The 22293-nt window shown below is 55.3% G+C and carries 12 protein-coding genes, 2 tRNA genes and 3 rRNA genes; 11 read left to right on the top strand and 6 right to left on the bottom strand.

The window, feature by feature from the left end:
• A complete protein-coding gene (gene mltF, locus ACF8YQ_RS10985) occupies positions 1 to 1509 on the bottom strand; it encodes a membrane-bound lytic murein transglycosylase MltF (protein WP_396621386.1) in 1509 nt (502 codons plus the stop codon).
• 270 nt (positions 1510 to 1779) lie between these two features.
• On the opposite strand from mltF, the gene purL reads away from it, so the two are divergent.
• Both purL and ACF8YQ_RS10975 read left to right on the top strand, forming a co-directional pair.
• Complete coding sequence (purL, locus tag ACF8YQ_RS10980; protein WP_396621385.1) at positions 1780 to 5685, top strand: phosphoribosylformylglycinamidine synthase; 3906 nt, start codon at positions 1780 to 1782, stop codon at positions 5683 to 5685.
• A gap of 448 nt (positions 5686 to 6133) precedes the next feature.
• Positions 6134 to 6445 carry an NGG1p interacting factor NIF3 gene (locus ACF8YQ_RS10975; protein ID WP_396621384.1) on the top strand — a complete coding sequence of 104 codons (312 nt, stop codon included), beginning with the start codon at positions 6134 to 6136 and terminating at the stop codon, positions 6443 to 6445.
• A 7-nt stretch (positions 6446 to 6452) separates the two neighbouring features.
• On the opposite strand, the gene ACF8YQ_RS10970 is transcribed toward ACF8YQ_RS10975, so the two are convergent.
• Complete coding sequence (locus ACF8YQ_RS10970) at positions 6453 to 7001, bottom strand: NUDIX hydrolase (protein WP_011785941.1); 549 nt, start codon at positions 6999 to 7001, stop codon at positions 6453 to 6455.
• 95 nt (positions 7002 to 7096) lie between these two features.
• Between ACF8YQ_RS10970 and ACF8YQ_RS10965 the strand changes: the two genes are divergently transcribed.
• From ACF8YQ_RS10965 to rrf, 9 genes are all read left to right on the top strand, one after another.
• Positions 7097 to 7684: a CoA pyrophosphatase gene (locus ACF8YQ_RS10965; protein ID WP_022992909.1), complete on the top strand. Its 588-nt coding sequence runs from the start codon at positions 7097 to 7099 to the stop codon at positions 7682 to 7684.
• A 1-nt stretch (position 7685) separates the two neighbouring features.
• The gene (locus ACF8YQ_RS10960) at positions 7686 to 8222 is read left to right on the top strand and encodes a gamma carbonic anhydrase family protein (RefSeq protein ID WP_396621383.1); all 537 of its coding nucleotides are present in this window, start codon (positions 7686 to 7688) and stop codon (positions 8220 to 8222) included.
• The gene (locus tag ACF8YQ_RS10955; protein ID WP_011785938.1) at positions 8219 to 8401 is read left to right on the top strand and encodes a DUF1289 domain-containing protein; all 183 of its coding nucleotides are present in this window, start codon (positions 8219 to 8221) and stop codon (positions 8399 to 8401) included. The genes ACF8YQ_RS10960 and ACF8YQ_RS10955 overlap by 4 nt, the downstream gene beginning before the upstream one ends.
• A gap of 1 nt (position 8402) precedes the next feature.
• A complete protein-coding gene (purT, locus tag ACF8YQ_RS10950; protein ID WP_014421942.1) occupies positions 8403 to 9605 on the top strand; it encodes a formate-dependent phosphoribosylglycinamide formyltransferase in 1203 nt (400 codons plus the stop codon).
• Between the two features lie 453 nt (positions 9606 to 10058).
• Positions 10059 to 11599 (top strand): 16S ribosomal RNA (locus tag ACF8YQ_RS10945).
• A 245-nt stretch (positions 11600 to 11844) separates the two neighbouring features.
• Positions 11845 to 11921, top strand: a tRNA-Ile gene (locus ACF8YQ_RS10940).
• Positions 11922 to 12017: 96 nt separating this feature from the next.
• Positions 12018 to 12093, top strand: a tRNA-Ala gene (locus ACF8YQ_RS10935).
• Between the two features lie 311 nt (positions 12094 to 12404).
• A 23S ribosomal RNA gene (locus ACF8YQ_RS10930) occupies positions 12405 to 15296 on the top strand.
• An 83-nt stretch (positions 15297 to 15379) separates the two neighbouring features.
• A 5S ribosomal RNA gene (rrf, locus tag ACF8YQ_RS10925) occupies positions 15380 to 15494 on the top strand.
• Together the 16S, 23S and 5S rRNA genes with 2 tRNA genes alongside form the textbook arrangement of a ribosomal RNA operon.
• Before the next feature lie 65 nt (positions 15495 to 15559).
• On the opposite strand, the gene ACF8YQ_RS10920 is transcribed toward rrf, so the two are convergent.
• The 4 genes from ACF8YQ_RS10920 to ACF8YQ_RS10905 form a co-directional block, all read right to left on the bottom strand.
• A complete protein-coding gene (locus tag ACF8YQ_RS10920) occupies positions 15560 to 16312 on the bottom strand; it encodes a PleD family two-component system response regulator (RefSeq protein ID WP_153741316.1) in 753 nt (250 codons plus the stop codon).
• A gap of 148 nt (positions 16313 to 16460) precedes the next feature.
• A complete protein-coding gene (locus tag ACF8YQ_RS10915) occupies positions 16461 to 17141 on the bottom strand; it encodes a sensor histidine kinase KdpD (protein WP_014421940.1) in 681 nt (226 codons plus the stop codon).
• The gene (locus tag ACF8YQ_RS10910; RefSeq protein WP_396621382.1) at positions 17138 to 18778 is read right to left on the bottom strand and encodes a tetratricopeptide repeat protein; all 1641 of its coding nucleotides are present in this window, start codon (positions 18776 to 18778) and stop codon (positions 17138 to 17140) included. Before ACF8YQ_RS10910 ends, ACF8YQ_RS10915 begins: the two co-directional genes overlap by 4 nt.
• Positions 18775 to 22293, bottom strand: coding sequence for a NahK/ErcS family hybrid sensor histidine kinase/response regulator (locus ACF8YQ_RS10905; protein WP_396621381.1), 3519 nt, complete (start codon positions 22291 to 22293; stop codon positions 18775 to 18777). Before ACF8YQ_RS10905 ends, ACF8YQ_RS10910 begins: the two co-directional genes overlap by 4 nt.

The raw sequence follows: 22293 nt of genomic DNA, 5'->3' as shown, positions 1-22293 counted from the left end.
TCAGAGTGTTGGCGGTATCAACCGTAATTCCGGAGGCAGGTCTGCGCGCAGATCCGGCTGAGACTCTTTGGCTGGGGCTTCGGGGCCGGCCTCGTTGTCGCCAAGCCAGGCCAGCTGGTCTTCAAGCCCGGACGCCGATGGTGCGTCCGGTTCCGTAATCCGGACCAGGACGTCGTAATACCGCCGGATGTTCTGTACGTAAACCACCGGTTCGTGCCCGCGTGCGTATCCGAACCGGGTTTTGGTGTACCACTCTTTCTGGGCCAGCAGAGGCAGGAATTCCTTTACATCCATCCACCGATCCGGATCTTTCCCGGCGGATTCCGCCAGGCGTCGGGCATCTTCCAGATGTCCAAAGCCGACGTTGTAGGAAGCAAGCGCGAACCAGGTGCGATCCGGCTCCGGAATTCTGTCCGGGATGCGCCCATGCACCATGCGGAAATAGCGGGCGCCGCCCTCAATACTTTCCTCGGCATCCAGCCGGTTATTAATACCGATGTAATTGGCCGTGGTGCGGGTGAGCATCATCAGACCGCGAACCCCGGTGGGGGAGACGGCGTTGGGGCGCCAGTGGGATTCCTGGTAACCGATGGCGGCCAGCAGGCGCCAGTCCATACCGGATTCTTCGGCATAATCCTTGAACAGCGACTGATAGCGGGGCAGGCGGTTCTCAACGTGGTGCATGAAGGTGCGGGCGCCAACGTAATTGAGCCGGTCCAGATGACCGTAGAACCGTTCGGCGAGCTGGGCCATGGTGCCGTTGTTGTTCACCCTTTCCATGAAAGCTTCGGCGGCATTCACCAGAGTGCCATCCTGAGCAGCTGGAAACAGCCAGACAAGATCACTGGGTTCGTTCAGCGCGAACGCTTCATAAACCTTTGGGAAGAAGACGTGGTTCAGATCCAGTTCATTGGAGGCCACCGCCGCATAGCCGAATTCCCCGCTTTCCACCCGGGCAAGAAGACCGGCTGCATCCAGGCCGGGATGTTTCTGAATGATAGGCCCAGCCTCATTCGCAGGGTCGGCAATAAGGTGCTCATGGTTGCTGTCGGCCAGCATATGGATGGTTTCGGAAGCCAGATCTTCCAGTGATTCCGGTGCCGGAACTTCCTTGTGGTAGACGATAACCGACTGCGCGGAAACCCCGATGGGCACGGAGCGGTACTGATTGCCAAAGTCCGGACGTTGTGTCAGGCCGGCGAGACCAATGTGAGCGTAATTTCTGGATAGGACAGAGAGGATTTCAGAATTGTCGTCGGCGACCCGAACCCGCAGTTCAACCCCGAGTTCGTTGGCAAACAGTCTGGCCAGTTCGTAATCGTAGCCGGTGTCCCGTTCCCGGTCCTGGTAATAGATAGAAGGCGCAACCCGGGTAATGACGTGCAAAACGCCTTCTTCCCGGATTTCCTGCAGCGTTGTGGGCTGCGAGCAGCCTGTGGCAAGGAGAACTGCCAATACAATGCTCAACTGCGCACTACTGCGTCGGAAAGTGCTGATAAATCGTGACAAATCCCTGCTCTCCGCTACACGCTCAATGGTCAGGATGGTCCGGGAGGTGCTCCCATGCTCCTGCTTTTTGATGCTTCTTGCTTTCCATGCATAGTCTCAATGATCACTGCTGAGGGCGAAATGGTCAATTGGTCTGGTTAATAACTGTGCAAAAGAATGTCAATTTTACACCGCGGAAAGAGGCCAGCTTCCGCTGTAACCTGAAGTCGGTTTCAAGTATCATTGCGGCCTTTCAGACGTCCCCCGATTCGCGCGATACAGGTTGATATCATGCTTGAACTTCGCGGCGCGCCAGCGCTCTCGCCTTTTCGTTCCCGCAAACTGCATTCCCGTATACAGGAAATGGTGCCGGGTGTAGAACATGTGTATGCCGAGTTCATGCACTTTGTGGATCTTGATGCCGACCTTTCCGATTCGGAACAGGCCATCCTGGATCGCCTGCTTACCTATGGTCCCAGTGTCCAGGTTGAGCAGCCGGATGGGATTTTATTCCTGGTGGTTCCGAGGCCGGGCACGTTATCGCCATGGTCCAGCAAGGCGACGGATATCGCCCGTAATTGTGGCCTCCGGCAGATTCGCCGAATTGAGCGCGGCATTGCCTACTATGTAAAGGCCAGCAAGAAACTTGGCCTGGAGCAGCGCGAGCAGATCGCAGCACTTCTCCACGATCGTATGACTCAGAAAGTGTTCCACGAGATGGGCGGCGCAGAACTTCTGTTCAGCCACGAAGAGCCTCGCTCTCTGGGACGGGTACCGGTGTTGTCTGGTGGCCGGGATGCCCTGGTGGAAGCAAATGGCCGGTTGGGCCTGGCGCTGGCGGACGATGAGATTGATTACCTGGTCAAATCCTTTGTCGGCCTGGAGCGGGATCCGACGGATGTTGAGCTGATGATGTTTGCTCAGGCCAACTCTGAGCACTGCCGCCACAAGATTTTCAACGCGTCCTGGGATATCGATGGGGAAGGCCAGGAAAAGTCCCTGTTCGCGATGATTCGCAATACCTTCGAGATGAATAGCGAGGGCGTGCTGTCGGCCTACAAGGACAACGCCGCGGTGATCGCCGGCAGCGAAGCCGGTCGCTTCTTCCCGAATCCGGACACGGGTGTCTACGGCTATAACCGGGAGCCGGTGCATATCCTGATGAAGGTGGAAACCCACAACCACCCGACGGCGATTGCCCCCTTTTCCGGCGCGGCCACAGGCTCTGGTGGCGAAATCCGGGATGAAGGCGCGACCGGTCGTGGTTCCAAGCCGAAAGCCGGTCTCACCGGTTTCACCGTTTCCAACCTGAATATTCCCGGCGACGAGCAACCCTGGGAAATCGACTATGGCAAGCCGGACCGGATTGCCTCTCCCCTGGATATCATGATTGAAGGCCCCATTGGTGGGGCGGCCTTTAACAACGAATTCGGCCGTCCTAACCTGGCCGGTTACTTCCGGACCTTTGAAGAGAAGGTGCCTGGCGCCGCCGGTGAAGAGGTCCGTGGGTATCATAAGCCGATCATGATTGCCGGTGGTCTGGGCAACATTCGCGAGCAGGACGTAGAGAAGGGCAATATTCCGGTCGGCGCCAAGCTTATCGTGCTGGGTGGTCCGTCCATGCTGATTGGCCTTGGCGGGGGCGCAGCCTCTTCCATGGACTCCGGTTCCAGTAATGAGAATCTGGATTTCGCTTCGGTACAGCGCGACAACCCTGAAATGGAACGGCGTTGCCAGGAAGTTATCGACCGTTGCTGGCAGATGGGCGACAAAAACCCGATCTGCTTCATTCACGATGTCGGGGCCGGCGGCTTGTCCAATGCCATGCCGGAGCTGGTCAAGGACGGTGGCCGTGGCGGCAGATTCGAGCTTAGGGATATTCCCAGTGACGAACCGGGCATGTCGCCCCTGGAAATCTGGTGTAACGAGTCTCAGGAACGTTACGTTATGGCGGTTGCGCCTGAAAACCTGGATCTTTTCGATGCTCTGTGTCGTCGCGAGCGCTGCCCGTATGCAGTGATTGGTGAGGCGACCGAGGAACATCATCTGGAGCTGGGTGATTCCTACTTCAACGACAAGCCCGTGGATCTGCCGATGGAAGTGCTTTTCGGCAAGCCTCCGCGTATGCATCGCAGTGTCAGTCGTTCCTCCTTTACCAAGCCGATTTTCGATTCCACGAAAATCGATCTTCACGATGCCGTTCGGCGGATACTGCGTCTGCCGTCGGTTGGCTCCAAGAGTTTCCTGATTACCATTGGCGACCGCACCATTACCGGGCTTGTGGCCCGGGACCAGATGGTGGGCCCATGGCAGGTTCCTGTCAGTGATGTGGCGGTCACCGCAGCATCGTTTGATGTGCGTACCGGTGAAGCTATGGCGATGGGTGAGCGTACGCCGCTTGCAGTGATTGATGCGCCGGCGTCAGGCCGAATGGCCGTAGGCGAAACCATTACCAACCTGGCGGCGGCACCGATTGCGAAGCTGTCTGATATCCGGCTCTCGGCAAACTGGATGGCCGCCGCAGGTCATCCGGGCGAGGATGAGAACCTTTACGAAACCGTTCGCGCTGTGGGTATGGAGTTGTGCCCGGCGCTGGGTATTACCATTCCAGTGGGCAAGGACTCCATGTCCATGAAAACCGCCTGGGAAGAAGACAATGGCGAGCAGAAGAGCGTCACTGCGCCGCTGTCGCTGATTGTCAGCGGCTTCGCTCCGGTTACCGACGTTGCCCGCACCCAAACACCTCAGCTGCGTACGGATGCCGGTGAAACGGATCTTATTCTTGTTGACCTGGCCGCTGGCCAGAACCGTCTTGGCGGATCTGCGTTGGCGCAGGTTTATCGTCAGGTGGGTGCTGTGGCGCCGGATCTGGACGATCCCGAGGACATCAAGGCGTTCTTCGCGGTTATTCAGGGGCTGAACGCCGATGGCAAGCTGCTGGCCTATCATGACCGTTCCGATGGCGGTCTGTTCGTCACCCTGGCCGAAATGAGCTTTGCCGGCAGAACCGGTGTCGATATCAAGCTGGATGGCCTCGCGGAAGACGAATCCCAATTTGCCCGCGAACTCTTCAATGAGGAGCTGGGTGCGGTTATTCAGGTGCGCCGTGAAGACACCGATTTCGTTCTCCAGCAATTCTCCGGTTCCGGGCTGGGAGATCACACGAGTGTCATTGGTACTCTGAATGACAAGGATCGGGTTCGGTTGTTGTTTGCCGGAGAGCCGGTTCTGGATGAGGCGCGCACAGATCTGCAGCGCCTCTGGGCAGAAACCAGCTACCGTATTCAGTCTCTTCGCGACAATGCCGACTGCGCCCGGGAAGAATTCGAGAACCTGCTCGATGCCGAGGATCCGGGGCTGAGTGCTGATCTGACCTTTGATCTGAATGAAGACGTAGCAGCGCCGTTTATCAATACCGGCAAACGGCCGAAAGTGGCGGTGTTGCGGGAGCAGGGCGTAAACGGACAGGTTGAGATGGCGGCAGCCTTCGACCGCGCAGGCTTTGAAGCGACGGACGTTCACATGAGTGACCTGCTATCCGGTCGCATCAGTCTGGAGAAGTTCCAGAGTCTGGTGGCTTGTGGCGGTTTCTCCTACGGTGATGTGCTGGGTGCTGGTGAAGGCTGGGCCAAGTCCATCCTGTTCAACGACCGGGTGCGTGATCAGTTTGCTGCGTTCTTTAATCGCCAGGATACCCTTGCCCTTGGTGTCTGCAATGGTTGCCAGATGCTATCCAATCTGCACGAGCTGATTCCGGGCAGTGAGGGCTGGCCCCGCTTTGTTCGAAACCAGTCAGAACAGTTCGAAGCGCGCTTGGTGATGGTTGAGGTTACTTCCTCACCATCCGCTTTCCTGGATGGCATGACCGGCTCCCGTATGCCGATCGCGGTTGCCCACGGTGAGGGGAGGGTTGAGTTCGCTTCCGGCACGTCAGCCAAGGCGCTGTCGGATAACGAATTGGTTGCTCTCCGATATGTCGACAACCGTGGCCGGGAAACGACCCGTTACCCCTATAACCCCAACGGTTCAGAGTCGGGTATTACCGGGATTACCACACGGGATGGTCGCGTGACCATCATGATGCCCCATCCGGAGCGGGTGTTCCGGGCCGTTCAGCACTCCTGGCGCCCGGATGGCTGGCAAGAAGATGGTCCCTGGTTACGCATGTTCCGCAACGCCAGAAAGTGGTTTGGTTGATTCGCTGAATCACACCTGAAAAGAGAAGTGAAAGCCGGCCTCCGGTCTCTGTTTATAAGAGATTCGAGGCTGGCTTTTTTATGCTCGATTGGTTAAACCGATACCTTTGATGTCAACCCAAAATTTACCCCTGGTGCCTTAAAATAGTCTGTAAATTTGCCGCTTCAGGGCTTGACTAGACAACTTTATGCACATATCCGGTGCCGCCCTGACTGTTCTGTGAGCAAAACTTGAGAACTAAGTTCAGTTTTTGTGCGAAACTTGTAACCTGTTGATATTAAAGAAAATAAAATCATGGGTGAAAATGTCGGCAATTTAAGGAAAGGCCAGTATTCATGGGGCCTGGGGGGCGATTCCCAAAAACTTTCCCCAGAGTTATCCACAGAATCTGTGAGTAAGTTTGAATTCTCTAATGCTGGGCAATATTTGATCAATCGAGGAGGTGTTCGTGTACAAATTTTGCTACTTCGTACCCGAGAGTCATCTGGAACAAACCAAGCAGGCGCTGTTCGATGTTGGTGCTGGAAAGATTGGAGAATACGACAGCTGTGCCTGGCAATGTGAAGGCCAGGGGCAGTTCCGGCCGCTGGCGGGAAGCGATCCGTTTCTTGGGCAGCAGGGGCAATTGGAGACGGTGCGGGAATACAAAGTGGAGTTGGTGTGCGACGACCGCCTCATAAAAGATGCGCTAGCCGCATTGAAGCGAGCACATCCTTATGAAGAACCGGCTTATGAGATCTTTCGGCTGGTTGATCTTTGACGGCGGGTCAGGCTTTTTTTCCCATGGGGTGGCGGATATCACTGACGTGAACGCCAAACCGTTCTGTCTCCATATCGATAAGAAAGAGCTCAAGGGTTTTGCGTACGGTTGGAAATGATATCTCGTCCCATGGAATCTCGCCGGGGGAGAAAAGGCGGGACTCCAGGGATTCTTCTCCGGCGCCGAATTGCCCGTCTTTAAGGCTGGCGCGATAGAACATGTGAACCTGGTTGATATGCGGCACATCGATGATGGAGTAAAGGCCTTCGATGGTGACGTCGGCAAGGGCCTCTTCCAGCGTTTCCCTCGCTGCAGCCTCAATGGTTGTCTCGGCATTTTCCATGAAACCGGCGGGCAGGGTCCAATAGCCGTAACGGGGCTCGATCGCGCGCCGGCATAAAAGTATCTGGCCTTCCCAGACCGGAACTGTACCCGCCACAATCCTCGGGTTCTGGTAATGTATGGTCTCGCAGCTGACACATACGTAGCGGTGCCTGTTGTCACCCTCCGGAATGCGTTGTTCGACCGGATGGCCGCATGTGCTGCAATACTTCATTAGTTTCCCCGTATACTGAGTGTCTGTTGATGATCAGTTTAACGATCCCGGCTGTCTGTGTCTCATGCAAAATCGGGATGCCACTGGAGTAGCGAGTGCGAGACCTATTAACTGAAAAATTATCCAATTATGCCCCGCGACAGTTGGCACTGGATTATCCGGAAGCCGGTATTCTGGTGCCGGTAACGGATGATGAAAACAATCCGGAAATGATTTTTACCCTGAGGTCTGCCAACCTGAAAACCCACCGTGGCCAGGTGTCTTATCCGGGCGGCAAGCGGGATCCCGAGGATTCGTCGCTTGCGGCCACTGCGTTGAGAGAGACCCATGAAGAAATCGGGTTGCCTCCCGACCAGGTGGACGTCATCGCACCATTAAGCCAGGTAATGTCGCGCTACGGCATTCTTGTAACACCCTACGTAGGGGTTGTTCCAGGCGATCATCCGGTGGTGCCCAATCCCTATGAAATAGAAAGCGTGTTCCGGGTACCGCTTTCCTTCTTTCTGGAGGACAGGAGGGAGCGCACCGATGCCCTCAGTTTTCTGAACCACACCTTTTATGTGCCCTGTTATCGCTGGGAGCGTTACCAGATCTGGGGGCTCTCCGCGGTTGTTCTGGTCGACTTTATGAACGCCGTGTACGATGCCGGAATCGATCTGCTCGAACCCCCTCAAGGAGGCTGATATGTTTTACGAGCTCGAAGACAAGCGCCCCCAGGTAGTTGGCGATGGTCAATTTGTTGCTGCAAACGCCGTTATCATTGGCAATGTCTGGTTGCTGGAGAAAAGTAGCGTCTGGTTTAACGTGGTTATTCGCGGCGACAACGAGTGCATCACGGTTGGTCCTGAATCCAACGTTCAGGATGGATCGGTGCTTCACACCGATCCGGGGCTGCCTTTGACCATCGGCCGGGGTGTTACTGTCGGGCATAAGGTGATGCTGCACGGCTGTGATATCGGCGATTATTCACTGATTGGCATAAACGCGGTGGTGCTTAATGGGGCAAAGATCGGCAAGCATTGCCTGATTGGTGCCAATACGCTGATTCCTGAAGGTATGGAAGTACCGGATGGTTCGATGGTTGTGGGCTCTCCTGGCAAGATCAAGCGTGAACTGAACGACAATCAGAAGAAAATGTTGGAAATGAGCGCGGCGCATTATGTTCAGAATGCCACGCGTTACCTGGAGAAACTTAAAGCGTGTGATCCGAAGCAGAAATGAACAGGGCTGATCGGGTGCGCTCACCCTGCGTAAGCGTGTGCGCCTTAGACGAGAACGATGTTTGCATAGGGTGCCATCGTACCAGTGACGAGATTCTTCACTGGACTCGCATGACAGACGATGAACGCCGAGAAGTTTTGAAACTGGTGGCAATACGTGAACAAAAGGTAGCTCTATAAGATGACCGATAACACCAAGACCAGCGTCAGATTGGGTACACCTCTTAAAAGCAACTCGTTCCGGGTACTTTTTTGTGGTTCCGGGGAGTTGGGCAAGGAAGTTGTGATTGAGCTCCAGCGCTTCGGCGTTGAGGTGATCGCCATTGATCGATATGCCGATGCACCGGCAATGCAGGTGGCCCATCGTTCCCATGTTGTCGACATGCTTGACCCTGTGGCTTTGCGGAGCGTCATCGAGAAAGAGCGCCCGAACCTGATTGTTCCGGAGATAGAAGCTATTGCCACCCCGGAGTTGGTCAAGCTCGAGCAGGAAGGTTATCGGGTGATACCCAGTGCGCGGGCGGTGAACCTGACGATGAATCGTGAGGGTATTCGTCGGTTGGCTGCGGAAGAGCTCGGGTTGCCAACGTCACCGTATCGGTTTGCGGGTACGCGGGAAGAATATTTGCAGGCGGTTGCGGAAGTCGGGCTTCCCTTGGTGGTAAAACCAGTGATGAGTTCGTCTGGCAAGGGGCAAAGTACAGTAAAGACCGAAGCCGATATTGAAAGAGCCTGGGAGTACGCACAAACCGGAGGCCGAGCAGGAAAGGGCAGGGTAATCGTCGAAGGCTTTGTCGATTTTGACTATGAGATTACTTTGCTGACGGTGAGGCATAAAGAGGGGGTAACCTTCTGCGAGCCCATTGGCCACAGACAGGAAGATGGTGACTATCGCGAATCTTGGCAGCCGCAGCCGATGAATGATCTGGCATTGCAGCGTTCAAAAGAGATCGCCCGTGCTGTGGTGGAAGATCTCGGCGGTTACGGCATCTATGGTGTTGAACTGTTTGTGAAGGGTGAGAATGTCTGGTTCTCGGAGGTCTCACCTCGCCCCCATGACACGGGATTGGTCACACTTGTATCCCAGGACCTGTCCGAGTTTGCTATCCACGCACGGGCCATACTGGGTATTCCCGTTCCTGTTGTTCGACAGAATGGTCCCAGTGCGTCGGCGGTCATTCTGCCGGAGGGAAGCTCCACAGAAGTTTCCTATACCGGCCTGGAAGAAGCCCTGGCACAACCGGGAACCCAGCTACGCCTGTTCGGAAAGCCGGAATTACAAGGCAGGAGGCGAATGGGGGTAGCGCTGGCGTTGGGTAGCTCCATAGAGGATGCCCGGGAGAAAGCTCGCACTGCAGCAAGCTCTATAAAGGTCGAATTCTGAAAGTCTGATCCCTGAATCCATCGTGAGGGGTGAAAATCCGGGTGATTTTTGGTCGTTCTGGTTGTATTCTGAACAGCTCGATAGGTGGAAACCGAAGCCCGGCAAAATAAATTGAAAATGGGCGTTGACAGTTTTCCTGAGGGCTGTAGAATGCGCACCACTTCTGAGGGACACGGCAGACAACGCCGGTTCACGAGGAACGCAACTACTTGAAAGTGTTCGAAAATTTGCTTCAAAAATTCTTCGAAAAAAGTGGTTGACAGGGCAGCGGAACGATGTAGAATACGCGGCCTTGATTGAGCAACAGCTCAAACGCTCTTTAAAAAGTTAACCAAGTAATTCGTGTGGGCGCTGGCCGAGGTATTTCGGACACGAAATATCAGGACAGTGACTCGTCGAAATTGAGTTTTGTCTTGAGCAAGAATTAAGAGCTTTCGGGTTCTTGTATGATTTAAACTGAAGAGTTTGATCATGGCTCAGATTGAACGCTGGCGGCAGGCTTAACACATGCAAGTCGAGCGGTAACAGGGGAAGCTTGCTTCCCGCTGACGAGCGGCGGACGGGTGAGTAATGCTTAGGAATCTGCCCAGTAGTGGGGGATAGCCCGGGGAAACCCGGATTAATACCGCATACGTCCTACGGGAGAAAGCAGGGGATCTTCGGACCTTGCGCTATTGGATGAGCCTAAGTCGGATTAGCTAGTTGGTGGGGTAAAGGCCTACCAAGGCGACGATCCGTAGCTGGTCTGAGAGGATGATCAGCCACATCGGGACTGAGACACGGCCCGAACTCCTACGGGAGGCAGCAGTGGGGAATATTGGACAATGGGGGCAACCCTGATCCAGCCATGCCGCGTGTGTGAAGAAGGCTTTCGGGTTGTAAAGCACTTTCAGTAGGGAGGAAAACCTTATGGTTAATACCCATGAGGCTTGACGTTACCTACAGAAGAAGCACCGGCTAACTCCGTGCCAGCAGCCGCGGTAATACGGAGGGTGCAAGCGTTAATCGGAATTACTGGGCGTAAAGCGCGCGTAGGTGGTTTGGTAAGCGAGATGTGAAAGCCCCGGGCTTAACCTGGGAACGGCATTTCGAACTGTCAGACTAGAGTGTGGTAGAGGGTAGTGGAATTTCCTGTGTAGCGGTGAAATGCGTAGATATAGGAAGGAACACCAGTGGCGAAGGCGGCTACCTGGACCAACACTGACACTGAGGTGCGAAAGCGTGGGGAGCAAACAGGATTAGATACCCTGGTAGTCCACGCCGTAAACGATGTCAACTAGCCGTTGGGACTCTTGAAGTCTTAGTGGCGCAGCTAACGCACTAAGTTGACCGCCTGGGGAGTACGGCCGCAAGGTTAAAACTCAAATGAATTGACGGGGGCCCGCACAAGCGGTGGAGCATGTGGTTTAATTCGACGCAACGCGAAGAACCTTACCTGGCCTTGACATCCAGAGAACTTTCCAGAGATGGATTGGTGCCTTCGGGAACTCTGAGACAGGTGCTGCATGGCCGTCGTCAGCTCGTGTCGTGAGATGTTGGGTTAAGTCCCGTAACGAGCGCAACCCCTATCCCTGGTTGCTAGCAGGTAATGCTGAGAACTCCAGGGAGACTGCCGGTGACAAACCGGAGGAAGGTGGGGATGACGTCAGGTCATCATGGCCCTTACGGCCAGGGCTACACACGTGCTACAATGGCGCGTACAGAGGGCTGCCAACTCGCGAGAGTGAGCCAATCCCTTAAAACGCGTCGTAGTCCGGATCGGAGTCTGCAACTCGACTCCGTGAAGTCGGAATCGCTAGTAATCGCGAATCAGAATGTCGCGGTGAATACGTTCCCGGGCCTTGTACACACCGCCCGTCACACCATGGGAGTGGATTGCACCAGAAGTAGTTAGTCTAACCTTCGGGAGGACGATTACCACGGTGTGGTTCATGACTGGGGTGAAGTCGTAACAAGGTAGCCGTAGGGGAACCTGCGGCTGGATCACCTCCTTAAACGAAGCCGAATGCTTCGGTCAGAGTCCACACGAATTACTTGGTTGGCTAATAAAGAGAGCAAAAGGGTCTATGCAGGCCCGATATCGGTTTGCCACAAACACTGAGTCAGTCTCGGGGTTTGGCGCCGGATTCGGAGCGGCTGGCAAGGCGCAGGTTGAGTGAAAGAGGGAGCGTACACACGTACGTGACCGATTGAGCGAGAGCTGCAACGCAGTCCAGACGGTTCGAAGACAAGCAAAACCGGGTCTGTAGCTCAGGTGGTTAGAGCGCACCCCTGATAAGGGTGAGGTCGGTGGTTCAAGTCCACCCAGACCCACCAGAATTATCCAGCTCGGCGTTATCGAATGACTTGCATAGCAGGCTATGCGGCGCCATTCGATGCCTTGATCTGAATAATTCTTGTAGATAGCTTCTTGGGGCTATAGCTCAGCTGGGAGAGCGCCTGCCTTGCACGCAGGAGGTCGGCAGTTCGATCCTGCCTAGCTCCACCAAACTTTACTGACTAACTTCGGTTAGCAGTGTGCAGAAACAAGTGTTTCAACTTGATGAAAGTTCGAAGCCCTTCTTTCTGATCACTGGGTCAGATTTGCTCTTTAACAAATTGGACGAGATAGAACACGAATATTTTTCTCTCATTATCTCCGAGAGAAAATGTTCAAAGTGATAGCGATTTCAAGCGTTATCCGGTGTTGTCGTTGAAGTGGTTGTTCTATTGCTTCAAGTGGCTGTCTCGAAGATGCCTCGGAAACAGGCTTGCCTGGTGAAGAGTGTGGATTCGTGATCAGTTGTCTTGGGGTTATATAGTCAAGCAACTAAGCGCATACGGTGGATGCCTTGGCAGTCAGAGGCGATGAAAGACGTGGAAGCCTGCGATAAGGTTCGGGGAGCTGGCAAACGAGCTGTGATCCGGACATCTCTGAATGGGGAAACCCACCAACCTTCGGGTTGGTATCTTACACTGAATCCATAGGTGTAAGAGGCGAACCAGGGGAACTGAAACATCTAAGTACCCTGAGGAAAAGAAATCAACCGAGATTCCCTAAGTAGCGGCGAGCGAACGGGGACCAGCCCTTAAGCTGAACAACTGGTAGGAGAAGGCTCTGGAAAGTGCCGCCATAGTGGGTGATAGCCCCGTATCCGAAACCTGAGTTCAGTGAAATCGAGTAGGTCGGCGCACGAGAAACGTTGACTGAACATGGGGGGACCATCCTCCAAGGCTAAATACTCCTGACTGACCGATAGTGAACCAGTACCGTGAGGGAAAGGCGAAAAGAACCCCTGTGAGGGGAGTGAAATAGACCCTGAAACCGTATGCGTACAAGCAGTCGGAGCAGACTTGTTCTGTGACGGCGTACCTTTTGTATAATGGGTCAGCGACTTATGTTCAGTGGCGAGGTTAACCGTTTAGGGGAGCCGTAGGGAAACCGAGTCTGAATAGGGCGAATTAGTCGCTGGGCATAGACCCGAAACCGGGCGATCTATCCATGAGCAGGTTGAAGGTGCCGTAACAGGCACTGGAGGACCGAACCCACTGTCGTTGAAAAGCCAGGGGATGACTTGTGGATCGGAGTGAAAGGCTAATCAAGCCCGGAGATAGCTGGTTCTCCCCGAAAGCTATTTAGGTAGCGCCTCGGACGAATACCACAGGGGGTAGAGCACTGTTTGGGCTAGGGGGTCATCTCGACTTACCAACCCCATGCAAACTCCGAATACCTGTGAGTACTATCCGGGAGACACACGGCGGGTGCTAACGTCCGTCGTGAAGAGGGAAACAACCCAGACCGCCAGCTAAGGTCCCAAAGTACCAGTTAAGTGGGAAACGATGTGGGAAGGCTCAGACAGCTAGGAGGTTGGCTTAGAAGCAGCCACCCTTTAAAGAAAGCGTAATAGCTCACTAGTCGAGTCGGCCTGCGCGGAAGATGTAACGGGGCTCAAACTGGTCACCGAAGCTGCGGCTGCATACTTTGTATGCGGGGTAGGGGAGCGTTCTGTAAGCCTGCGAAGGTGTGTTGAGAAGCATGCTGGAGGTATCAGAAGTGCGAATGCTGACATGAGTAACGACAATGCGGGTGAAAAACCCGCACGCCGGAAGACCAAGGGTTCCTGCGCAACGCTAATCGGCGCAGGGTGAGTCGGCCCCTAAGGCGAGACCGAAAGGTGTAGTCGATGGGAAACGGGTTAATATTCCCGTACCTTGGATAGCTGCGATGGAGAGACGGAGAAGGCTAGGTGAGCCGGGCGACGGTTGCCCCGGTTTAAGCATGTAGGGAGTGGACTTAGGCAAATCCGGGTCCACAATCCCGAGACGCGACGACGAGTGCCCAAGGGCGCGAAGTCATTGATGCCCTGCTTCCAGGAAAATCTTCTAAGCTTCAGGCTATTCGAGACCGTACCCCAAACCGACACAGGTGGTCAGGTAGAGAATACCAAGGCGCTTGAGAGAACTCGGGTAAAGGAACTAGGCAAAATGGTGCCGTAACTTCGGGAGAAGGCACGCCGGTGTGTACGTGAAACCCCTGCGGGTGGAGCGGAAGCCGGTCGAAGATACCAGGCCCCTGCGACTGTTTATTAAAAACACAGCACTCTGCAAACACGAAAGTGGACGTATAGGGTGTGACGCCTGCCCGGTGCCGGAAGGTTAATTGATGGGGTTAGCATTCGTGCGAAGCTCTTGATCGAAGCCCCGGTAAACGGCGGCCGTAACTATAACGGTCCTAAGGTAGCGAAATTCCTTGTCGGGTAAGTTCCGACCTGCACGAATGGCGTAACGATGGGGGCGCTGTCTCTACCCGAGACTCAGTGAAATTGAAATCGCCGTGAAGATGCGGTGTATCCGCGGCTAGACGGAAAGACCCCGTGAACCTTTACTATAGCTTCACAGTGAACTTTGAGCATGCTTGTGTAGGATAGCTGGGAGGCTTTGAAACCGGGACGCCAGTTCCGGTGGAGCCAACCTTGAAATACCAGCCTGGCATGTTTGAGGTTCTAACTCTGGCCCCTTATCGGGGTTGAGGACACTGTGTGGTGGGTAGTTTGACTGGGGCGGTCTCCTCCCAAAGCGTAACGGAGGAGCACAAAGGTGGGCTAAGCACGGTCGGACATCGTGCGGTTAGTGTAATGGCACAAGCCCGCTTGACTGCGAGACAGACACGTCGAGCAGGTACGAAAGTAGGTCATAGTGATCCGGTGGTTCTGTATGGAAGGGCCATCGCTCAACGGATAAAAGGTACTCCGGGGATAACAGGCTGATACCGCCCAAGAGTTCACATCGACGGCGGTGTTTGGCACCTCGATGTCGGCTCATCACATCCTGGGGCTGAAGCCGGTCCCAAGGGTATGGCTGTTCGCCATTTAAAGTGGTACGCGAGCTGGGTTTAGAACGTCGTGAGACAGTTCGGTCCCTATCTGCCGTGGACGTTGGAGATTTGAGGAAAGCTGCTCCTAGTACGAGAGGACCGGAGTGGACGAACCTCTGGTGTTCGGGTTGTCACGCCAGTGGCATTGCCCGGTAGCTATGTTCGGACAGGATAACCGCTGAAAGCATCTAAGCGGGAAGCCCCTTCCAAGATGAGATCTCCCCGAGGCCTCGAGCCTCCTGAAGAGCCGTTCAAGACCAGGACGTTGATAGGCCGGGTGTGTAAGCGCTGCGAGGCGTTGAGCTAACCGGTACTAATTGCTCGTGCGGCTTGACTATATAACACCCAAGACAATTGCGGATGACGCAACGAAATCAACATCACTCAGTTCCATCTCGTCCCCCAGTGATCAACCGTTTTGCCTGACGACCATAGCGGTCTGGAACCACCTGATCCCATCCCGAACTCAGAAGTGAAACAGACCTGCGCCGATGGTAGTGTGGCGTTGCCCATGTGAGAGTAGGTCATCGTCAGGCTCCTAAATAAAACAGCCCCGACAGCAATTGCTGCCGGGGCTTTTTTATTTCTGCCTTTATGGTCACTATCGACCGATTAATTCAATAACGCCGCCAACAATGCTATGCAGTAAACTGAATTGTTCATCGGTGCGCGCAATATAGTCGTCAAGAACCCCTCCCTGCCATGTGACAAGCCAAACCAGTGCCACCAAACCCGCAATGGATAAGCCGCCCAGCCAGCGCATTTGCCGTCGTTGCTGGTCTAACTTCTGAACCTGTTGTAGCTGACATTCGGTAAAGGCAGCGCGCAACTCACGGATTTCTTCCTCCAGCTCTTCATAGGCAATTTCCAGCGTGGACAGGCGCCCGGTCATGCCCCGGGAGTTCTGTTCCGTTGCTTCCAACCCGTGATGTCCTCCTTCCTCAACGGCCAGGCGGATGGCTTCACTTTGTTCCTGATCAGGCACGTTAGACAGAATGATATCCAGAGTTCGCATCAGCTGGTCCCGGTCAACCTGCTTGCGAATGACACCGGCAGCACCGAGGGCTCTGGCTTCCTGTAGGTAACGCTCTGCGTTCTGGGAGGTATACATGAATACCGGGATGTCCCGGGTCTCCGGCTGTTGCTTGAGTCTCTCCAGTGCCTGAAAGCCATTCATGCCCGGGAGGAGATGATCAAGGAAGATAAGGTCGAAATGTTCCTGCTGAAGCAGGGGAAAGGCCTGCTCCGCAGTGGCAACCCCTTTGGTGGAGATATCCGCCCGTTCAAGCAGCCGGGACAGCAGAATACGGGCCGTTGACGAGTCTTCGATGATCAGTGCGTGCCCTCGCGGCATGAGAGAGCTCCTCCCTGGAAGTGACAGACGTTGTTACGCCGTGATGAATCAGTCCGAAAGACTCGGGCACTATAAGTGCAGCTCAGAAAATATGCAGTGGGTTGGCGGGCCCGGGTTCCGTTTTTGAGACTCCCATTTCATTTTTGCGTCAGGGCAGCCAGATTTCGAATACACCTCCACCCAGGCTGCCGCCGTTGTGCAGTTTGATGGAGCCGGTTCGCTCGCCTTCGCTATGCAGTGCGGCCACAGACGAGGCGAAGAACAGCCCCAGGCTGGTACTGCCGGTATTGAAGTCCAGCGACTTGAAACTCAGGGTACCAGTATGTTGCATGCTTTCCGGGTAGCCCTGGCCATCATCTTCAACCCCCAGCACCAGATAACCGTCTTCTTCGCGCGCAATAAGCCGTATCTGGCTTTTGGTATAACGGATGGCGTTGTTGATGGTGTTGTTGAGTACGCCGGTCAACAGGTCCTCGTCGAAAAAACCATTGATGTCATCTGCGGCAATTGAATATTTGAGCCCGAGTCCCTGCAACAAAGGGATATGCCTGGCGAGGTGCTCCTCCAGGAAATCCGGCACAAAATGCTCGTCAATGTGGGCAGAGAGATTGTTTTCTCCCAGGCGATAGATACCCAGTAACTGAACCAGATCGTTATGCATACGCTCGGCTTCGTACTGGAGCATGTTGAATTTGTCGGAGCCAGCAAGGGATTGCTCATGTTCACCACGAAGTTCGTCGAGGCTGTTCAGTAACATGCCGAGAGAATTTTTCATGTCGTGCACGGCAGAGGCCAGCACCATCGAAAAGTCGATGTTTGGGTCGGTCATGCGGTCAGTCCTTTCAGTTTTCGGGTGAGGGCCAGATATCGACGGTGCTGACGATGCTGCTCTGGCAGCTTGCTCAAACGATCCAGGCGCTGTTGGCATGCAGCCAGCAACGCAGGTTCCGGGTTCTGGTCATATTGCTTCATCAACACCTGAACCAGGTTGAGGTTCAGGGCGGCATGGTCCGGAACGATTGTCAGGGCTTTGTTGAAGGCTTCCACCGCAGCGTCAAGATCACCTGCCTCAAACGCTTTGATGCCATCCCGGTTCATACTCCGTGCTTCCAGTTTCTGACGGAAGCCAACGGGCTCGTCCAGGAGGTTTTCAATCTTCTGCAAGGTATCCGGGTCGTTATCAAATCGTGAGGCCAGATCACCGAGGATTTTCTTGGCCTGATCTTCCCGGCCCATCCGGAACAGGGTTTTTGCAAAATCCAGCCCCATATCGGCCGGGAGTTCCTCCAGGCTTTCGAGCTCGGAGCTCACCGAGGCGAGAATCTTCTCCGCCTCCCGGTGGCGACCCTGGCCGGCATGGAGGCGACACTGCACGATGCGACTTTTGAGTCCTATGGTTTCATCGTTGTCGAACCGTTTCTCCATTTTTGTAAGCACAGAGAGGGCTTCTGCTGAACGTGCCGCGCCTTCCTCGTCCAGGTCTCCCTCACTCAGATCGGAGAGGCTCTGGGCGAGCGACAGGTAATGCTCTGCATTGTCGTGGATGGAATAGGTACCCAGAGATACCGTCTGTCGCCATGCCTGGGAGGCAGTGTCAATATCCTGGTTTGCGCCGGCCAGTTCAGCGAGGTGCTTCTGGCGGAGCAGGGCGTTGGGCGAATGTTCAGCCGCTTTCTCAAGAATCTGCTGGGCCTGGGCCGATCGTCCCTGTTTCTCAAGGCCTTCGGCCAGCAGGTCGTAGGCTTCCATATAGTCCGGGTGTTTTTCAATCAGAGCCTTGAGGCCGTCGACCGCCTGATCAAAGTTCCGGTTGGCGAGCAACACCTTACACCGGCCTAGCCGGGCCCAGGACAGCTCCCGCTGATTCAGAACATCATCGTAGACCTTCTGGGCGTGGGCCAGGTCGCCGACCATGAAGTAGAGTTCCCCGAGGGTCTTCATCAGCCAGGTTTTGTAGCGGGGCTGTTTGGGCAGGGTTTGCAGGCAAAGACTGATGGCTTCCGGGTAGTTTTCCCGGTCGATCTCCCGGGTGATGGGGAGCAGGGCATTGCGCTGTTTGATCAGGCTGCCCAGACGTTGCTCCAGCATGGCACGGTTAATGGGCTTTGTCAGATAGCCGTCAGGCTGATATTCCCGTGCCCCCATGACCATTTCCTTGGAGGTTTCCGCGGTTACCATCAGGAACAGCGATGAGCGTTTGAGGAGTTTCTTGTGCCTCAGCTCTTCCAGCACGTGCTGGCCATTTTTGCCCTCTCCCAGGTTGTAGTCGCACAGGACGACATCCACATGGTTCCAGGTACAGTACTGGATGGCGGGCGTGGCGTGGGCAACCAGCTCAATCTTGTCGGCACCACAACTGCGAAGCATCTGCCGCATGGATAGCCGAAAGTTCTCGAAATCGTCGACAACAAGAAAGGTAAGCTTGCCAAACGGATTTACTGCCTCTTTCCGGTCGGATGGATTCATGGCCGCTTCTGTTTAAGTAGTTTGTTTACGAGCGCTCGCAGGGCTGCAGGCTTTACTGGTTTGTAAAGTACCTGATAACCCCGGTTGCCTGCGTCGTCACGTACCTCCGGCGCCATATAGCCGGTAATCAGGATGCCGGGAATATCGCTACCCAGATGTTCCCTGATGCTGTCCATGGCATCCAGTCCATTGCGGTTATCATCCAGCTGATAATCAGCAAGTATAATATCGGGCCGGCGTCCGTCCAGTTTGGTAAGGGCATCGTCCAGGCTTTCGGCGGCAGTGACATCACACTGCCAGTTACCCAGCAGTGCGACCATGCCCTGCAGAATCGCTGCATCATTGTCGATGCACAGAACGTGCAGGCCACCAAGATTGGAGACCCTTCTTGAACTGCTGCCACTCTTCTGGGCATCCAGTCGGCTTTGATCGGCCGGGGCGACCGGAACCGTGATCCCGAATACGCTGCCTTTGCCCTGGATGGAGTGTACGGTTACCGGGTGATTAAGCATGCCGCTGATACGATCAACAATGGCCAGGCCAAGCCCCAGCCCCTTCTTGTCGCGACCATGCTGGAATCGGCGGAACTCCTCGAAGATGTGATTGAGCTGGTCATCCGACATACCCGGTCCGGTATCCCAGACTTCAATGCGCAGATAGCCTTTCAGGCGTCGGCAGCCCATCAGAATCTTGCCGCTTGCGGTGTAGCGGATGGCATTGGAAAGGAAGTTCTGTACCACCCGGCGCAGAAGTTTCGCATCGGAACGGACCCAGGCGGTACTGGGGACCACATGCAGTTCCAGCCCCTGATCCTTGGCGATGGCTGAAAACTCGGTGGCCAGATGCCGAAGCAGATCGTTGACCGGGAACACGCCGATGTCCGGCTCGAGAGCCCCGGCATCGAGTTTTGAGATGTCCAGCAGGGTACTGATGATCTCCTCAGCTGCACCCAGCGAACTGTCGATGTGGTCTACCAGATCCCGGGTTTCGCCCTCGCTCACTTTTCCGGACAACGCGGAGGTAAAGAGCCTTGCTGCGTTCAGCGGTTGCAGCAGGTCGTGGCTGGCAGAGGCAAGGAAGCGGGTTTTACTCTGGTTCGCCTGTTCAGCCACCGACTTGGCCTTGAGCATCTGCTCATTGATCACCTGCAGTTCCTGGGTGCGCTCCCGGACCCTTTGTTCCAGATAGATGTTGGTTTCCTTCAGGGCCTGCTCGGTCCTGCGCATGGCGGTAATGTCCTGGAACGTGGTGACATAGCCGCCGCCGGGAATCGGACTGCCATCCACCCGGACGACCGTGCCATCGGGCCGCTGACGCTCGTAAGACATGGGTTTGCCTTCGCGCATGCTGTTGCAGCGGTTCTCGACGATGTCGTCAATTCGCCGGGCAGACAGGTTGGCGTTGGTGAGGTTGTAGCGCATCAGGTCTTCAACCGGCCGGCCAACCCGCACAAACCCCTTGGGATAGTTGAACAGTTCAAGATAGCGATGGTTCCAGACCACAAGTTGTTGCTGATGGTTGACCACGGACACGCCCAGGCTGATGTTCTCGATGGCGGATTGCAGCAATTCCCGGCTGAAGGTCATGGCCTGGGAGGCTTCATCGACAATGCTGACCACATCCTCGATCTGCATATCGCGGCCAGTCAGGGTGGACTCCAGAACCACGCGCGCCGTGGAGGCACCAATCACCGATGCCAGCTGGCGCTCTATGTACTTCATCAGATGGGTGGAAGCCGGTCGCTGGGGGTAGAGTCGGATGGCATTACGTCGCTCGTAGTTCCTGAAGATACTTTCGGAGCGTTCTTCCCCCATGAACCGATCGGTCAGGGCTTGCAGGTCGGAAGTGAGAATCTCGCCCTGCCAGCTCTGATGCTGGGCATTCTCGGCTTTGGGTTGGGCGTCGTGGAAGAAGGCGGCAATCTGAATCTTCTCGCGAATACGTTGCCGGGTAATCAGGGAGAGCAGAATATAGGCGCCGGTGTTTACCCCCAGACTCCACAGAATGCCATGGCTAGTCTGGTCCAGATCGGAACCGAACAGGGCTGTTGGGCGAGTCCAGTTCCAACCAAACAGGCCGTGTTCGATCAGAGTATCTGCAAACCAACCCGTGGACACCAGTGCGGGCAACAGCAAGGTGTAACACCACATCAGGAAGCCCAGCCCCAGGCCCCAGGCCGCACCGGCAAAGTTACCCTGGCGCCACAGAATCCCCCCCACCAGTGCCGGGCCAAACTGGGCTGCTGCGGCAAAGGACAGTAACCCGAACGCCGTCAGGCTGTAATCTTCGCCGGCCATGCGGTAGAAGCCGTAGGCGGTCAGCAGTACCACAAAGATGGCCACGCGCCGGATCGTCAGTAGCAGGAAGCTGAGATCGGTTCGTCGGTTCATGCCCGGGCGGAAGAATTTGAGCAGGCCCGGCATGATGATTTCATTGCTCACCATAGTGGCAATGGCTACGGAACAGACAATCACCATGGCAGCCGCTGCTGATCCACCGCCAAGAAACGCCAGCACGGCAAGCCAGTGTTCCCCTGCCATGATCGGCAGTTGCAGGATGACGATATCCGGATCGCTTCCTGCCAGGTGAGTGCTCAACAGTCCGGCGGCGGCAATGGGAATGACGAATGCGCTGGCGATGATCAGATAGATCGGCATCGCCCAGCGAGCGACCTCAAAATCCCGGTGATCGGTGTTCTCCACCACCATGACATGAAATTGCCGTGGCAGGCAGATGATGGCCAGCATGGCAACCAGGGTCTGGGTGAAGAAAGCGGGGGCTTCCAGCGATGAGGTGGTGAGCGTGCCCATCAAGTCCGCTTCACGAACACGGGTGAACAGGTCTCCGAAGCCATCGTACAGTCCGTAGCCAACAAAGAGACCCACGGCCACGAAGGCGATGAGTTTGATCAGTGATTCAAAGGCAACGGCCTGGATCATGCCCCGATGATGTTCTGTGGACTCCAGGTGCCGGGTTCCGAACAGCACGGTAAAGACCGCCAGAGCCAGGGTGATGTACCAGGCAGAGTCGTTCCAGGCCGCTGTACTCAATTCCTGATAACTGTCACCGGTGCCCGAGAGGACATTAAACCCCAGGGCAATGGCTTTGAGCTGAAGGGCAATGTAGGGAACGCTGCCGATCAGGGCAAAGATGGCCACCATGGCCGCCAGCACCTGGGATTTGCCGTAACGCGAGGCAATAAAGTCGGCAATGGAGGTGCTGTTGTTGCGTTTACTGATGTAGATGATGCGCCGGAGCAGCGGCGCAAAGAAAATGAATACCAGTAACGGGCCCAGGTAGATGGGGAGAAATGCCAGACCTTCCTGGGTGGCCCGACCAACTGCGCCATAGAAGGTCCATGACGTGAAATAGACGGCCAGGGACAAACCGTAAATATGGGTTCTGGCCAGACGGCGCTTGTAGAGCCCCGGGTGCCGGTCACCTGCCCAGGCGATCAGGAACAGCAGTGAAATGTAAGTGATCGATATAAGGACAAGCAGCCAGGCGCTAATCAT

It is taken from the genome of Marinobacter sp. W-8, assembly GCF_044342215.1.
Lineage (GTDB): Bacteria > Pseudomonadota > Gammaproteobacteria > Pseudomonadales > Oleiphilaceae > Marinobacter > Marinobacter nauticus.
Note: the sequence above shows the minus strand (reverse complement) of the source record. Positions and strands in the feature narration are given on the sequence as shown.

What these genes read in the sequence shown, in the direction of transcription:
- purT (WP_014421942.1), top strand. Translation starts at nt 8,403, where the DNA reads ATGACCGATAACACCAAGACCAGCGTCAGATTGGGTACACCTCTTAAA.
- ACF8YQ_RS10970 (WP_011785941.1), bottom strand. Translation starts at nt 7,001, where the DNA reads ATGAAGTATTGCAGCACATGCGGCCATCCGGTCGAACAACGCATTCCG.
- ACF8YQ_RS10960 (WP_396621383.1), top strand. Translation starts at nt 7,686, where the DNA reads ATGTTTTACGAGCTCGAAGACAAGCGCCCCCAGGTAGTTGGCGATGGT.
- ACF8YQ_RS10920 (WP_153741316.1), bottom strand. Translation starts at nt 16,312, where the DNA reads ATGCCGCGAGGGCACGCACTGATCATCGAAGACTCGTCAACGGCCCGT.
- ACF8YQ_RS10915 (WP_014421940.1), bottom strand. Translation starts at nt 17,141, where the DNA reads ATGACCGACCCAAACATCGACTTTTCGATGGTGCTGGCCTCTGCCGTG.
- ACF8YQ_RS10955 (WP_011785938.1), top strand. Translation starts at nt 8,219, where the DNA reads ATGAACAGGGCTGATCGGGTGCGCTCACCCTGCGTAAGCGTGTGCGCC.
- ACF8YQ_RS10905 (WP_396621381.1), bottom strand. Translation starts at nt 22,293, where the DNA reads ATGATTAGCGCCTGGCTGCTTGTCCTTATATCGATCACTTACATTTCA.
- ACF8YQ_RS10910 (WP_396621382.1), bottom strand. Translation starts at nt 18,778, where the DNA reads ATGAATCCATCCGACCGGAAAGAGGCAGTAAATCCGTTTGGCAAGCTT.
- purL (WP_396621385.1), top strand. Translation starts at nt 1,780, where the DNA reads ATGCTTGAACTTCGCGGCGCGCCAGCGCTCTCGCCTTTTCGTTCCCGC.